Source organism: Paraplanobispora takensis (genome assembly GCF_016863195.1).
Classification (GTDB): Bacteria; Actinomycetota; Actinomycetes; order Streptosporangiales; family Streptosporangiaceae; genus Planobispora; species Planobispora takensis.
Map to the genome: position 1 here is coordinate 142278 of NZ_BOOK01000036.1, position 13804 is coordinate 156081.

At 72.2% G+C, this 13804-nt stretch carries 12 protein-coding genes; 7 read left to right on the plus strand and 5 right to left on the minus strand.

Annotated elements, in window-relative coordinates; all coding sequences use genetic code 11:
- Positions 1–73: 73 nt before the first annotated feature.
- Positions 74–805 carry a hypothetical protein gene (locus Pta02_RS24975; protein ID WP_203877356.1) on the minus strand — a complete coding sequence of 244 codons (732 nt, stop codon included), beginning with the start codon at positions 803–805 and terminating at the stop codon, positions 74–76.
- A gap of 159 nt (positions 806–964) precedes the next feature.
- On the opposite strand from Pta02_RS24975, the gene Pta02_RS24980 reads away from it, so the two are divergent.
- The 5 genes from Pta02_RS24980 to Pta02_RS25000 all read left to right on the plus strand — a co-directional run bounded on the left by Pta02_RS24980 (position 965) and on the right by Pta02_RS25000 (position 6102).
- Positions 965–1819 carry an SPFH domain-containing protein gene (locus Pta02_RS24980; RefSeq protein WP_203877357.1) on the plus strand — a complete coding sequence of 285 codons (855 nt, stop codon included), beginning with the start codon at positions 965–967 and terminating at the stop codon, positions 1817–1819.
- 2 nt (positions 1820–1821) lie between these two features.
- Positions 1822–1992: a type II toxin-antitoxin system antitoxin gene (locus Pta02_RS24985; protein WP_203877358.1), complete on the plus strand. Its 171-nt coding sequence runs from the start codon at positions 1822–1824 to the stop codon at positions 1990–1992.
- Between the two features lie 48 nt (positions 1993–2040).
- On the plus strand, positions 2041–3447 hold the full coding sequence (locus Pta02_RS24990; RefSeq protein ID WP_203877359.1) for an amidase: 1407 nt from the start codon (positions 2041–2043) through the stop codon (positions 3445–3447).
- A gap of 181 nt (positions 3448–3628) precedes the next feature.
- Positions 3629–4972 (plus strand): hypothetical protein, encoded by a 1344-nt coding sequence (locus tag Pta02_RS24995; RefSeq protein ID WP_203877360.1) that lies wholly within the window; start codon positions 3629–3631, stop codon positions 4970–4972.
- Entirely contained in the window at positions 4969–6102 is a 1134-nt protein-coding gene (locus Pta02_RS25000) for an ARPP-2 domain-containing protein (protein WP_203877361.1), read from the plus strand. Before Pta02_RS24995 ends, Pta02_RS25000 begins: the two co-directional genes overlap by 4 nt.
- 44 nt (positions 6103–6146) lie before the next feature.
- On the opposite strand, the gene Pta02_RS25005 is transcribed toward Pta02_RS25000, so the two are convergent.
- The 3 genes from Pta02_RS25005 to deoC all read right to left on the minus strand — a co-directional run bounded on the left by Pta02_RS25005 (position 6147) and on the right by deoC (position 9561).
- Complete coding sequence (locus Pta02_RS25005) at positions 6147–7013, minus strand: aldehyde dehydrogenase family protein (RefSeq protein WP_203877362.1); 867 nt, start codon at positions 7011–7013, stop codon at positions 6147–6149.
- 182 nt (positions 7014–7195) lie between these two features.
- Entirely contained in the window at positions 7196–8620 is a 1425-nt protein-coding gene (locus Pta02_RS25010; RefSeq protein ID WP_203877363.1) for an aldehyde dehydrogenase family protein, read from the minus strand.
- Positions 8621–8622: 2 nt separating this feature from the next.
- The gene (gene deoC, locus Pta02_RS25015; RefSeq protein WP_203877364.1) at positions 8623–9561 is read right to left on the minus strand and encodes a deoxyribose-phosphate aldolase; all 939 of its coding nucleotides are present in this window, start codon (positions 9559–9561) and stop codon (positions 8623–8625) included.
- 255 nt (positions 9562–9816) lie between these two features.
- Between deoC and Pta02_RS25020 the strand changes: the two genes are divergently transcribed.
- Positions 9817–9984, plus strand: coding sequence for a hypothetical protein (locus tag Pta02_RS25020; protein ID WP_203877365.1), 168 nt, complete (start codon positions 9817–9819; stop codon positions 9982–9984).
- A 153-nt stretch (positions 9985–10137) separates the two neighbouring features.
- Positions 10138–13038 carry a helix-turn-helix transcriptional regulator gene (locus Pta02_RS25025; protein ID WP_203877366.1) on the plus strand — a complete coding sequence of 967 codons (2901 nt, stop codon included), beginning with the start codon at positions 10138–10140 and terminating at the stop codon, positions 13036–13038.
- A 23-nt stretch (positions 13039–13061) separates the two neighbouring features.
- Here Pta02_RS25025 and Pta02_RS25030 read toward each other — a convergent pair whose 3' ends face one another.
- A complete protein-coding gene (locus tag Pta02_RS25030; RefSeq protein WP_203877367.1) occupies positions 13062–13631 on the minus strand; it encodes a TMEM165/GDT1 family protein in 570 nt (189 codons plus the stop codon).
- Positions 13632–13804: the final 173 nt, after the last annotated feature.

The window sequence follows — 13804 nt, forward strand, 5'->3', positions numbered from 1 at the left end:
CACCGCTCCTACGATCTAGATCGAATCAGGTACGGCGCACCTTATCCCCCGGAACCGGCACGAGCGGAAGAGATCAGGCGGAGAGGCGGTCCTGGGTGGGGATGATGTCCTCCAGCCGGGTGACGGGCATGTCGTAGGAGGTGACCGTGGCGTTGAGGGCGGTGGCCAGGGACACCGCGGTGCGGTAGAGCAGTTCCAGGCCCGGGTGGCCGGCCAGGTCCTTGGCGTCGAGCTCCAGGTCGATCACGTGGTCCTCGGGGTCCATCAGGTCGGAGGTCGGCCAGCTGTAGGAGGCCTTGACGACGCTGCCCGGCCCGCCCTCGAAGGAGCACATGCCCAGCTCGTGGTCGTGGCGGACGGTCCGCTCGCCGAGGACGGCGCGCACCAGGCCGGCCACCTCCTCGCAGTCGAGCACCCCGCGCTTGGGGCCCAGGTTCACCTGGACGTCGACGTAGTCGTCCTGGATCTCCGGCGGGTACAGCGCCCCGCCGATCCGGCTGGCCAGGGCGTTGAGCACGAAGCGGGCCGCGTGCTTGTTGCCGTTGCTGGCGATGACGGCCCCTCGCCGGTCGGCCGGGATGCCCGCCTTGGCCGCCACGCCCTCGGTGACCTCCACCCAGCACACCCGGGTGCCGTTCGCGACGAACCAGCCGTCCGAGACCTTGAGGCCGGGGTCGTACTGGCGGAGCAGGCTTTCCAGCCGGGCCGGCTCCGGGGGCCGGTGGGTGAGCAGAGCGGGGTTGAGGCGGAGCCGGCGTGCCGTGCTGTTGAGGAACCACATGGTGTCCAGTATCAGGGCATTCACTTGCGTTTCACTTGAAAGCCCCAGGCCACAGGCCGTACGGCAGGCCGCAGGCCCGTGCCGCGGGGACCTCCCTCCCCGGTCCGCCGTCGTCCGGCGTGCGCGCGGCGGCGCCGCATTAGCTATCGTGGTGATATCACTTCGATAGCAAAGGTGGGATTCATGGAACGACACGCCTTCCGGGTCAGCGGATTCGCGGTCCTGATCGTCCTCCTCGTCCTGGGCGGGGCCGTCGCGGTGGCCGGATCGGCCGCCGCGGGCGCGGAAGGAGCGGCCGTCGCCGCGGTGATCTGGTTCGGCGTCGCGGTGCTCGTCTCCACCGGGTTCACGATCGTCAACCCCAACGAGGCCAAGGTCGTGCAGTTCCTCGGCCGCTACATCGGCACGGTGAGCCGGGCTGGCTTCCAGTGGGTCATGCCGTTCACCACCAAGCAGCGCGTCAGCCTGCGGGTCCGCAACTTCGAGACCGCCAAGCTCAAGGTGAACGACGCGAGCGGCAGCCCGGTGGAGATCGCCGCGGTGGTCGTCTACAAGGTCACCGACACCGCCAAGGCCGCGTTCTCCGTCGACGACTACGAGGAGTACGTCGCGATCCAGTCGGAGGCGGCCGTGCGGCACCTGGCCACCAGCCACCCCTACGACTCCCACGAGGAGAGCCGCACCAGCCTGCGCGACGGCGCCGAGATCGCCGGGGAGCTCACCACCGAGCTGCGCGAGCGCACCGAACTCGCCGGAGTCGAGGTGCTGGAGGCGCGGATCACCCATCTGGCCTATGCTCCGGAGATCGCACAGGCCATGCTGGTCCGCCAGCAGGCCGCCCAGGTCGTCGCGGCCCGCACGCACATCGTCTCCGGCGCCGTGGGCATGGTCCAGCTCGCGCTGACCAGACTGGCTGAGGAAGGTGTCGTGGATCTCGATGAGGAGCGTAAGGCGCAGATGGTCTCCAACCTCCTGGTCGTCCTGTGCGGCGACCGGGCGACGCAGCCGGTGGTCAACGCCGGCAGTCTCTACTCCTGACCATGCCTGAACGCAAGAAGCTCCTGCTCAGGCTCGACCCGGCCGTCTACGACGCGATCGCCAAGTGGGCGGCCGACGACCTGCGGAGTGTCAACGCCCAGATCGAGTACGCGCTGCGCCTGGCGTTGAAGGAGTCCGGCCGCGTCTCCCGCAAGGACACGTCATCCGATTGAGACGTAGCGCACTTCCCTCCGCGATATCCGCAGGCCCACACTCGGTGCATGTCGTGGGTGGGAAAGTCCGCAGCGGATATCGCGGAGGCCGTGCGACGGGGCAAGGTCACCGCTCCGGCGGTCGTCGAGGAGCACCTCGGCGCGATCGCCGAGCGTGACGGGCGCATCGGGGCGTTCCGCAAGGTCCTGGCCGAGCGGGCCCTCGCCGAGGCGCAGGTCGTACAGGAGCGGGAGGATCTGGCGGAGCTGCCGCTGGCCGGGGTGCCGGTGGCGGTCAAGGACAACGTCCCGGTCCGGGGGGAGGCTCTCCGCGTCGGCTCGGCCGCCACGCCCGGCACCCCCGCGGCCGAGGACCATCCCGTGGTGGCCAGGCTCCGCGCGGCCGGCGCGGTGGTCGTCGGGATCACCAACGTGCCCGAGCTGTGCCTGGCCGGGTTCTCCGACAGCGTGTACGGCGTGGTGCGCAACCCGTGGGACCCGGAGCGCACCGCCGGCGGGTCGTCGGGCGGCAGCGCCGCGGCCGTGGCGGCCGGGATGGTCCCGCTGGCCCACGGCGCCGACGGGCTGGGCTCGCTGCGCATCCCCGCCGCCTGCTGCGGGGTCGTCTCGATCAAGCCCGGCCTGGGAGTGGTCCCGCCGCCCGAGCCCGGCTGGCACGGGATGTCGGAGAACGGGCCGATCGCGACGACGGTGACCGACCTCGCCCTGGCCCTGGCCGTGATGTCCGGTGACATGTCCCTGGCCACGCCGGGGAAGATCGAGACGCTCCAGGTGGACGACGAGATCGACGACTACCCGGGCGGGCTGACCACCTCCGAGCCGCTGCGGCTGCGCGTGGCCGTCGCGCCGTGCCCGCTGCCGCCGGGGTTCACGGTGGACGAGCGGTTCCAGGAGGCGGTGACCGACGCCGCCGGCGTGCTCGGCGAGGCCGGGCACACAATGGTCGGGCACGGCGAGCGGATGCCCGTCTGGCTCGGTTCCGCCGCCGTCGCCACGTGGTTCGCCGTCGCCGAGGAGGACGCCCGCGGGCTCGACCGGCACCTGCTGGAACGACGGACCAAGGCCCTGGCCCGCACCGGCCGGGTGCTGGGCGCGTTCGGGCTGGACGGCTCGCGGGGCCGTGACCGCTGGCGGGCCAACGGGGCCGACCAGTGGTTCGGCAACGCCGACGTGCTCGTCACCCCGACACTGGCCATGGTCCCGCCGCCCGCGGAACGCTGGGGCCGCCGCGGCCTGCTCAGGAACGCCCGCGCCAACCTGACCTACGCCCCCGCCACCGCGGCCTGGAACATGGCCGGCTGGCCCGCGCTGACCGTCCCGTACGGCCGGCACCCCAGCGGCGTGCCCATCGGCGTGCAGCTGGTGGCCGCGCCCGGCGGCGAGGCCCAGCTGCTGATCCTGGCCGCCCAGCTTGAGGCCGCCCGCCCCTGGCCCCGCCACGCCCCGCCCGCCTGACCCCCGAGATAATCAGTGCAGATCAGGCCATGGCCGGTGATACCGTTCCGAGCGTTGGCCGCGGGACTCCGGTGCGACTTCCGGAAACCGCCTGTGAAGCGACTCTTTCGCCGTTCGCCCCATCATTCCCCGGCCAACCCCCCACCTGAAGGACCCCGACCCCGACATCGGAGGGGCTCCCGTGAACGACGTGATCGCCTGCGAGGACGTGCTGCTGTTCGTCAACGCCGCGATCACCTCCACCGGGCAGCGGGAGTTCCGCTCCACCGCGGGCGAGCAGCGGCTCTCACTGGACTTCCTGCACCGCTACATCATGGGCAACTACCGGGAGGTCTACTCCGCGGCCCTGGCGCTGGAGATCAACGACCACAACGCCGCGCTGATCGCCCGCAACCTGCTGGCCGACGGAGCGACCGAGCGGGAGGGCCGCCTCATCGCCCGGCGCCTGCGGACGATGGCGCCGCAGCGCGTCTACGCCCTGTTCACCGAGCTGCGCCGGGCGGGCGTCAACAACCGCAGGACCCGCGCCGTCATCGGGGAGTGGCTCGGCGAGCGCCCGGACCTGGCCTTCGACGCCGTCAAGTACCGCCGCGCGCTGAAGGAGGCCGTACGGCACGCCCACCTGCGCCTCCCCGGCGAGCTGGGCGACTTCCTGTTCGCCCCGCGCCGCCGTGCCCGCCTCGACGCACCCCTCCTCGACGCCTGGCGCCGCGCGCACCACGAGACCAGGGCCGTCTACGAGCTGCCCTACACGGTCGCCGAGGGTTTCGCCGCGCGGCACCGGATCCCGCGTGAGCGGTTCCTCGCGGCCATCGCGCCCCGGATGACCCGGCTTGAGCGGTTGCGCTCCGGCAGCGCCCCGGACCTGGCCGCGATGCCGCTGGTCCGGCTGGCCTCCTACGCGCTGGCGCTGCCGCACGAGGAGCGCGTGAGCCGCCGCGCCGAGCTGCACGCCGCGCTGCGCGCCTCGGCCGTGCGCGCCGCGGGCGGGCGCGCTGGCTCGTGGGGGCGGGTGACGGCCGTGCTGGACGACAGCTTCTCCTCCTACGGCTCGGGCCACAAGCGCCGCCGCCCGCTCGCGGTCGCGCTGGGCTGCCACTACCTGCTGCGGGAGCTGGCCGGGCAGTACCGGGCGATGTGGCTGTCGCACCGCGGCGATCCGCTGCTGGTACGGCCGGCCGGCGCGACGCCGCTGGGCGAACGGCTGCTCGACGCCCTGGAGACGCGGCCCGACCTGCTGGTCGTCGTCTCCGACGGCTGGGACAACGCGCCGCCCGGCCTGGCCGCGGAGGTGCTGCGGGTCTGGCGGGAGCGCATCGACCCCTCCGCCGGCGTCGTGCACCTGAACCCGGTCTACGACGCCGGCGGCTTCGACGTGCGCCGCCTGTCGCCGGAGACGCCCACCGCGGGCATCCGGGACGCGGAGAGCCTTCCGGCGCTGGTGGAGCTGGCCCGCTTCGCCACCGGCCGCGCCGGTTACGCCTCGCTGCTCGGCTATCTCGGAGAGCGGACGGCCGAGCGGTGATCGACCTGACCGGGCTGCGGGCCCGTCCCGCGCAGTGCTGGGGCGCGATCAGGCTCGTGCCGCTGGTCCGGTCCGAGCCGATCACCGACCTGCGGCTGCACCCGCACGTCTACGACCGGGAGATCACCGCGGTCGCGCTGCCGGACAAGACCGTCTACACCTCCTACATCCCGCACGCCATGGTCGCCTCCTGGACCGATGACGGCACCGCCGCGGCGGCCTACGGCACCCAGCTGGGCGAGCTGATCGACCGCATGGACCTGCACCTCACCCGCAGGATGGTCCGCCGGGCCGAGCCCGGCAGGGTCCGCTTCCTGCCGCTGCACCTGGCCATGGAGGGGTTCCTCGCCCTGCACTTCGGCGGTCCGCCGATCGCCTGGCGGGAGTGGTCCAGGCAGGCGGTCAGGGACGGGCTGTCGCCCCGCGAGGAGGCGGCCTACAGCGGCGCCGAGGTGCGCGGTCTGGACGACGCGCTGCGCGTCTTCGAGATCCACGAGGGCCAGTGCGGTCTGGTGGTCTACGCCGGGGACGTCCTGGCCGGGGCCACCGTGGTGCCGCACCCCGACGACTACCGCGCGCTGCACCCCTCGCTCGTGCGTGACATGTACGGCGAGCTGATCTACCACAGCGCCATGCACTCCTACCCGGTCCCCGACTTCACCGCCCGGCTCGGCTCGCCGTCCACGGTCGCCGGCCTGCGCGCCGCGGTCGCCCGCGCCCACACCGAGTGGGACGGCTTCCACGCCTCCGTCATGGCCGCGGGCCTGCTGGAGGGCGCCCACGCCTTCCGGAGGGTCCGCCGCCTGGGCCGGTTCACGCTGTCGCGCTTCCTGCCGTCGTTCGAGCGCCGGCGCGACAACCACATCGGGGAGGTCGTCACCGACCACCGGGGCGCGGTCGCCTATCTGAAGACCTTCCGCCTGTCGGAGGCCCAGACCAGGCGCGGCCACCTGCTGACCCGCCTGGAAGCCCACGACTGGCATCTGGAGACCGCCGCCCGGGAGATGGACACCGACGCGGCCGGGCTGGCGCTGCGGATCGAGCGGGCCGGTCTCGGCCACCTGCTGCGCCAGGACGTCCTGGACGGCTATCGCAAGGCGAAGGCCGGGCAGGCGCCGTCACGCGGGTGACGGCGCCTGCCGTACGGCGCCTTTCGCACCTTCCGTACGGCGGGTCAGACGCCGGTGGGGTGCCAGACGGTCTTGGTCTCCAGGAAGGCCGTCATGCGCTTGAGGCCGGGGTCGGCGTACCAGTCGGCCGCGGCCGGGCGCAGGACGCGCTTGAGGTTCTCCGCCGCGGCCTGCTCACACGTGATCGCCAGATCCTCGTCGGCGACGCCGGTCAGGTCGACGGCGTTGACGTCCATGTGCGCGGCCAGCCAGGGGGCGATCTCCTTCACCGAGCCGGTGAGGACGTTCACCACGCCGCCGGGCAGGTCGGAGGTGGCCAGCACCTCGGCCAGCGTGATCGACGGCAGCGGCGCCCGCTCGCTGGCGACCACGACGCAGGTGTTGCCCGTGACGATCACCGGGGCGATCACCGAGACCAGCCCGAGCAGCGGCTCGTCCGGCGCGATCACCGCGACGACCCCGGTCGGCTCCGGCGAGGAGATGTTGAAGTACGGCCCCGCGACCGGGTTGGCCGCCCCGGCCACCGACGTGATCTTGTCCGACCACCCGGCGTACCAGACCAGCCGGTCGATCGCCGCGTCCACGACGTCCCCGGCCTTCTTCGTGCCCGCCTCGGCCAGCTCGGCCACGAACTGCGCCCGGCGGCCCTCCAGCATCTCCGCGATCCGGTAGAGGATCTGCCCCCTGTTGTAGGCCGTCGCCCCGGACCAGCCGCCGAAGGCCTTGCGCGCGGCCGAGACCGCGTCGCGGGCGTCCTTGCGGGAGGCCTTGGAGGCGTTGGCCAGGAACTCGCCCTTGGAGGAGGTCACGGGATAGGACCTTCCGCTCTCCGAACGCGGGAACGCCCCGCCGATGTACAGCTTGTAGGTCTTGCGCACGGCCAGCCGCGCGGCCGCCTCCGTCTTACTCATCTCCGCGCCCTCTCCGCGTGCTCTGCTGCTGTGCCAGCCGTACCGGCACGAAGATCTGGCCGCAGCGGCTCACCCCGCACCGGTGGGCGAACCAGCCGCGCGGCCCTGGACGGCCCGCCCGGGCGAAACCGTGTCCCCGGGTGCTCTGGGCCCGGCGGGCCCGGCGCCGGGGCCGGCGATGCTCACACATCGAGGTACGCCTCCAGCCCGTGCCGTCCGCCTTCCCGGCCGTACCCGGACTCCTTGTAACCGCCGAACGGCGAAGCCGGGTCGAACTTGTTGAAGGTGTTGGCCCACACCACGCCGGCCCGCAGCCGGTCCGCCATCCACAGGATGCGCGAGCCCTTCTCGGTCCACACTCCGGCCGACAGGCCGTAGGGGGTGTTGTTGGCCTTCTCCACGGCCTCGGCCGGGGTGCGGAAGGTCAGCATGGCCAGTACGGGGCCGAAGACCTCGTCGCGGGCGATGCGGTGCGACTGGGCGACGCCGGTGAAGATCGTCGGCGGGAACCAGAAGCCCCGCTCCGGCAGCGCGCACGCCGGCGACCAGCGCTCGGCGCCCTCGGCCTCGCCGATGTCGGACAGCTCGCGGACCCGGGCGAGCTGGGCCGAGGAGTTGATCGCGCCGATGTCGGTGTTCTTGTCCATCGGGTCGCCGAGCCGCAACAGGCTCAGGCGGCGCTTGAGCGACTCCAGCAGTTCCTCGGCGATCGACTCCTGCACCAGCAGCCGGGAGCCCGCGCAGCAGACGTGGCCCTGGTTGAAGAAGATGCCGTTGACGATGCCCTCGACGGCCTGGTCGATCGCGGCGTCGTCGAAGACGACGTTGGCGGCCTTGCCGCCCAGCTCCAGCGTGACCTTCTTGCCGGAACCCGCGACGCTGCGCGCGATCAGGCGGCCGACCTCGGTGGAGCCGGTGAAGGCGACCTTGTTCACGTCGGGGTGGTTCACCACGGCCGCCCCGGTCTCCCCGGCACCGGTCACGATGTTCACCACGCCCGGCGGGAGCTCGGCCTGCCGGCAGATCTCGGCGAACAGCAGCGCGGTCAGCGGGGTGGTCTCGGCGGGCTTGAGCACCACCGTGTTACCACAGGCCAGCGCGGGAGCGATCTTCCAGGCGAGCATGAGCAGCGGGAAGTTCCACGGGATGACCTGGCCGGCCACGCCCAGCGGCTTCGGGCCGGGGCCGTAGCCGGCGTAGTCGAGCTTGTCGGCCCAGCCCGCGTAGTAGAAGAAGTGCGCGGCGACCAGCGGCAGGTCCACGTCGCGGGCCTCGCGGATCGGCTTGCCGTTGTCCAGCGTCTCCAGCACCGCCAGCTCGCGCGAGCGCTCCTGGATGATGCGGGCGATGCGGAACAGGTACTTGGCCCGCTCGGAGCCGGGCATCGCCGACCAGACGCCGAAGGCCTTGCGCGCGGCCCGGACGGCGCGGTCGACGTCCTCGCCGGAGGCGGTGGCCACCTCGGCCAGCGTCTCCTCGGTCGCGGGGTTGATCGTCTTGAACGGGGCGCCCGTGCCGTCGACGAACTCGCCGTCGATGAACAGGCCGTAGGACGGCTTGATGTCGACGATGTCGCGGGACTCGGGTGCCGGTGCGTATTCGAACATCGTCAGTCCAGAGTGAAGTAGTCGGAGCCCGCGTACCTGCCGGTGGCCATCTTCTGGCGCTGCATCAGCAGGTCGTTGAGCAGGGTGGAGGCGCCGAGGCGGAACCAGTCGGGGTGCAGCCAGTCCTCACCCGCGGTCTCGTTGACCAGGACGAGCATCTTGATCGCGTCCTTGGTGGTCCGGATGCCGCCGGCGGGCTTGACGCCGACCTTGCGGCCGGTCGCCGCCAGGAAGTCGCGGACCGCCTCCAGCATGATCAGCGTCACGGAGGGGGTCGCGGCGGGCTGGACCTTGCCCGTGGAGGTCTTGATGAAGTCGCCCCCGGCCATCATGGCCAGCCAGGAGGCGCGCCGTACGTTGTCGTAGGTCGCGAGCTCGCCGGTCTCCAGGATCACCTTGAGGTGCGCCTCACCGCAGGCCGCCTTGATCGCGGTGATCTCCTCGAAGACCTTCAGATAGTCGCCCGCCAGGAACGCGCCCCGGTCGATCACCATGTCGATCTCGGCGGCTCCGGCGGCCACCGCGAGAGCGGTGTCGGCGACCTTGACGTCGAGCGAGGAGCGCCCGCTCGGGAACGCGGTGGCGACGCTGGCCACCTTCACCCCGGAGTCGCCGAGCGACTCGACCGCCTGGGCCACCAGGTCGGGATAGACGCAGACCGCCGCCACCTTGGGCACCGACGGGTCGCCCGGGTCGGGGTGGACGGCCTTGGCGCACATCGCCCGGACCTTGCCGGGCGTGTCCGCGCCCTCCAGGGTCGTCAGGTCCACCATGCGGATGGCCAGGTCGATGGCCGCCGCCTTGGCGGTGGTCTTGATCGAACGGGTGCCGAGCGTAGCGGCCCGCTGGTCGGCGCCCACGCGGTCGACTCCGGGCAGGCCGTGCAGGAAAGCTCGCAGCGTGGCGTTGGACGAGGCCACGTCAGCGAGCGAAGAGGTCATAGTTGACACCACTCCAGCATGCCGACTGGTGTGATTAGTTCCAAACTGGACGTGGCCCAGTCCTTCCACAGCTTTTCGTCAACATTCGCCGACCCCGGTGTCTCCGGCATGGCCTAAGGCGGGGGACGGGCGGTCTAGGTACCCCTGAGGCGGTCCCGACGCCGGAGATAGGGCATCCGTCCGATGTGGGGGTGGGGGCCTTAGACCGAATCTTGAGTGTGTAAGGGAATCGCACCACTCAAGGAGGCACCCGACATGGGTCCCGACATCCACTTCGACATGATGATGAACCGCCACGCCGAGCTCCGCGCCGACGCCGCCAGGTACCGCCGGGTACGCGAGGCGCAGGCCGCCAGCAAGAGCCGCTCCCGCGGCGAGCGCAACCGCGCGCTGGGGTTCCTGCGCAAGTTCAGCGCAGCATGACCGCCTCACGAGAGCCCGGCCGCCTCCTCCCGTCCGGCCGGGCATCTCAGCCCCCCTGACGCCCGCCCGGTGGTTCGCCCACCGGGCGGGCGGCGCGCCACCGGATAGGTGCGCCGCCGAATAAGGAGGAGAAACCCCGACATAAGGCATGACATGCTGGACGACATGATGGGTCGGGCGGTGAGCCCCGTCTTCGTGGGGCGGGAGGCGGAGCTCGCGGGCCTGGGCGAGGCCTTCGAACAGGCGCGCAAGAAGGCCGCCGCGGCCGTGCTCCTCGGCGGGGAGGCCGGGGTCGGCAAGACACGGCTGATCAACTGTTTCGCCGAACGGGCCGCGGCCGACGGCGCCCACGTACTCGCCGGGGGCTGCGTGGAGCTGTCCGCCGAGGGCCTGGCCTACGCCCCGTTCACCGCGGCGATCCGCCAGCTCGTCCGCGAACAGGGGGCCGAGGAGGTGGCGGCCCTGCTGCCCGAGGGGGCGGCCCGCGACCTGGCCCGGCTGCTGCCCGAGTTCGGCGAGCCCAGCGGCGACGTGGAGAGCGAGACCGCACGCGCGCGGCTCTTCGAGCAGATCCTCACCCTCCTGGAACGGCTGGCCGAACGCCGCCCCGTCATCCTCCTGATCGAGGACATCCACTGGGCCGACCGCTCCAGCCGCGACCTCATCGCCTTCCTCAGCCGCAACCTGCGCACCGCGCCGGTCCTGATGGTCCTCACCTACCGCTCCGACGACCTGCACCGCCAGCACCCGCTCCGGCCGGTGCTCGCCGAGCTCGGCCGGGTGGAGGGGGTCCTGCGGTTCGAGCTCCCCCGCCTCACCCGGGACGAGGTGGCCGCCCAGATGGCCGGCATCCTCGGCACGACTCCGGAGTTCGCCCAGGTCGGAAGGGTCTACCAGCGCAGCGAGGGCATCCCGCTGTTCGTCGAGGCCCTGCTGGAGTGCGACGGCGACTGCCGTTTCCCCGACTCCCTGCACGATCTGATCATCGGTTCCGTCGAGCAACTGCCCGACGAGACCCAGCGCGTGCTGCGCATCGCCGCCGCGGGCGGCATCCGGGTCAGCCATGCCCTGCTGGCCGCCGTCAGCGGCCTGTCCGACGTCGAGGTGGAGGACGCGCTCCGTCCCGCCATCGCGGCCAACGTGGTCCAGGTCGCCGACGGCCGCGCCTACGTCTTCCGGCACGCGCTGATCCGCGAGGCCGTCCACGACGAGCTCCTGCCCGGCGAGCACGTACGGCTGCACGCCCGCTTCGCCGAGGAGATCGAGAAGAACCGCAGGCTGGTCCCGCCGGGCCGGGCCGCGATCGAGATCGCCCACCACTGGTACGCCGCCCGCGACGACCTGTGGGCCCTGGTCTCCGCCTGGGACGCCGCCCTCAAGGCCGCCAAGACCTTCGCCTACAACGAGAAGGTGCAGCTCCTGGAGCGGGTGCTCAGCCTGTGGAGCAAGGTGCCCGACGCCGCCGACCGGATCGGCGTGGACCACACCACGGTCCTGGAGGAGGCCTCCAAGGCGGCCCACGCCTGCGGCGAGATCGACCGGGGCATGAAGTTCGTCAAGGCCGCCCTGTCCGAGCTGGACGAGGAGGCCGATCCCGAGCGGGTGGCCGAGCTGGTGGTGCGCCTCTCCCAGTTCAAGATCTCCAAGCGCAAGCCGGGGGCGCTGGAGGACCTGCGCCACGCCGAACGGCTGGTCCCCCTGCCCGGCCTGGCCCGCGCCAACGTGCTGGCCAGGCTCAGCTCCTACCTGATGTTCCAGGGCGAGGTGACGGAGGGGACGGCGCTCGCCGAGGAGGCGCTGGAGATCGCCCGCGCCCACCGCCAGGGGGACCTGGAGGCCGACCTGCTGCTCACCCTCGGCGTGGGACACTCGGTCGCCGGCCAGATGGAGCTGACGGTCGAGCTGAACGAGACCGCCCGGGCGATCGGCGAGCGCATCGGCTCCGGCCATGTCATCCTGCGCGCCCTGGCCAACAACGTGGACGCGCTGTACAACATGGGCGACGCGGCCCGCGCGGTGGAGCTCGCCCTCGAAGGAGAACGGCTGGCCAGGAAGTACGGCCGCTACCGCGTCCAGGGCACCTTCATCGCCAACAACCGGGCCGAGGCCCTGGAGTGCCTGGGCCGCCTCGACGAGGCCGCCGAGGCGGCCGAGCAGGCCCTGACCATGGATCCGACCCTGCGCACCCGGCACCACCTGCGCCGGATCCGGGGGGACGTGGCGGCCATCCGCGGCGAGACCGAGGTCATCAGGTCCGTGCTGGCCGAGGTGGACGGCTTCACCGTGGAGGAGGAGTTCACCCAGGAGCTGACCGCCAACGCCCGGCTCAAGCTGAGCCTCCACCTGCTGGAGGGCGACCCGGCGGCCGCGCTGGAGGCCGCCGAGAAGCTCCAGCTCGACACCCGGATCCTGAGCAAGCCGCTGCTGGGCTGGCGGATCCTCGTGCTGATCGCCTGGGTCTGCGACGCCGCCCAGAGCGTCGCCCCCGGCCGGGCCGCGGCGCTGCGCCGCCGGACCGAGGAGGCCGGGGCCATGATGACGGCCGACACTCCGGTGGCCGAGGCCTACCGGCTCTGCCTGGCCCGCGACCACGACGCGGCGGCCCTCGCCTGGGAACGGCTGGACCGTCCCTTCATGCGGGCCAAGTCGTTGCTGCACGCGGGGCGGGCCGCCGCCGAGGCGGGCGACCGGGAAGGCGTCGCCGTACGGCTGCGCACCGCCCATCCGATCGCCGTCGCCATGCGGGCCCGTCCGCTGATCACCGAGATCGAGGCCCTGGCCCGCCGGACCGGCGTGGCGCTCTCCCGGGACGCCGAGGATCCGCGGGAGGGGGTCGCGGGCGACGACGCCCCGGCCGCCCCGCCGCTCACCCCGCGCGAGCAGGAGGTGCTCCGGCTGGTCGCCCTGGGACGTTCGAACCGGGACATCGCCGTCGAACTGTTCATCTCGGCCAAGACCGTGAGCGTCCACGTCTCGAACATCCTGGGCAAGCTCGGCGCCTCCACCCGCGGCGAGGCCGCCGCAGCCGCCCACCGCCTGGCCCTGATCGACTGACTCCCGTCTCGCCCCGGCCCGGGTCAGGCGATGACCGGCTCCAGCAGCAGGAGGACGCCGAAGATCGCGAAGGCGGCGGCGGCGCCGTAGCGGATGGCCTTCTCGGGCAGGTTCTTGCCCAGCATGCGGCCGACCACGATGGCGAGGGCGTCGGCGGCGACCATGCCGACCGTCGAGCCGATCCACGTGCCGAACCAGCCGTGCTGGGTGGCCAGGGTGATGGTGGCGAGCATGGTCTTGTCGCCGAGTTCGGCGAGGAAGAAGGCCACGGTCACCGCGATGATCGCCGAGCGGGTGGTGCGCCGGGCCTTCTGCGCCTCGTCGTCGGTCAGTTCGTCGCCGCGCAGCGTCCAGAGCGCGAAGCCGAGGAACGCCAGGCCCGCGACGATCGAGATGGCGGTGGTGGGCAGGAAGTCCCCCACCAGGCCGCCGAGGCCGACGCTGACGAGGTGGACCACCGCGGTGGCCAGGGTGATTCCGGCCAGGACCGGCCACGGCTTGAACCGGGTGGCGAACGTCATCGCCATGAGCTGGCTCTTGTCGCCGAGCTCGGCCACGAAGATCACAGCGAGACTGATCCAGAACGCTTCCAACGCGATCGCCCTTCATGCGCATGCGACCGGGCCGGCGAGGGCACCCGGGGAGTTTCGGGCGCGCTTCGGCCCGGCGGCATTGATGTCGTATGCCTGCCAGGCCGAAGGTCTCGTCCGCCTGTCCGCGCGGGAGGGCGCGCAACCGCGCCTCTCACCGGGAACGAGGCCCGCGT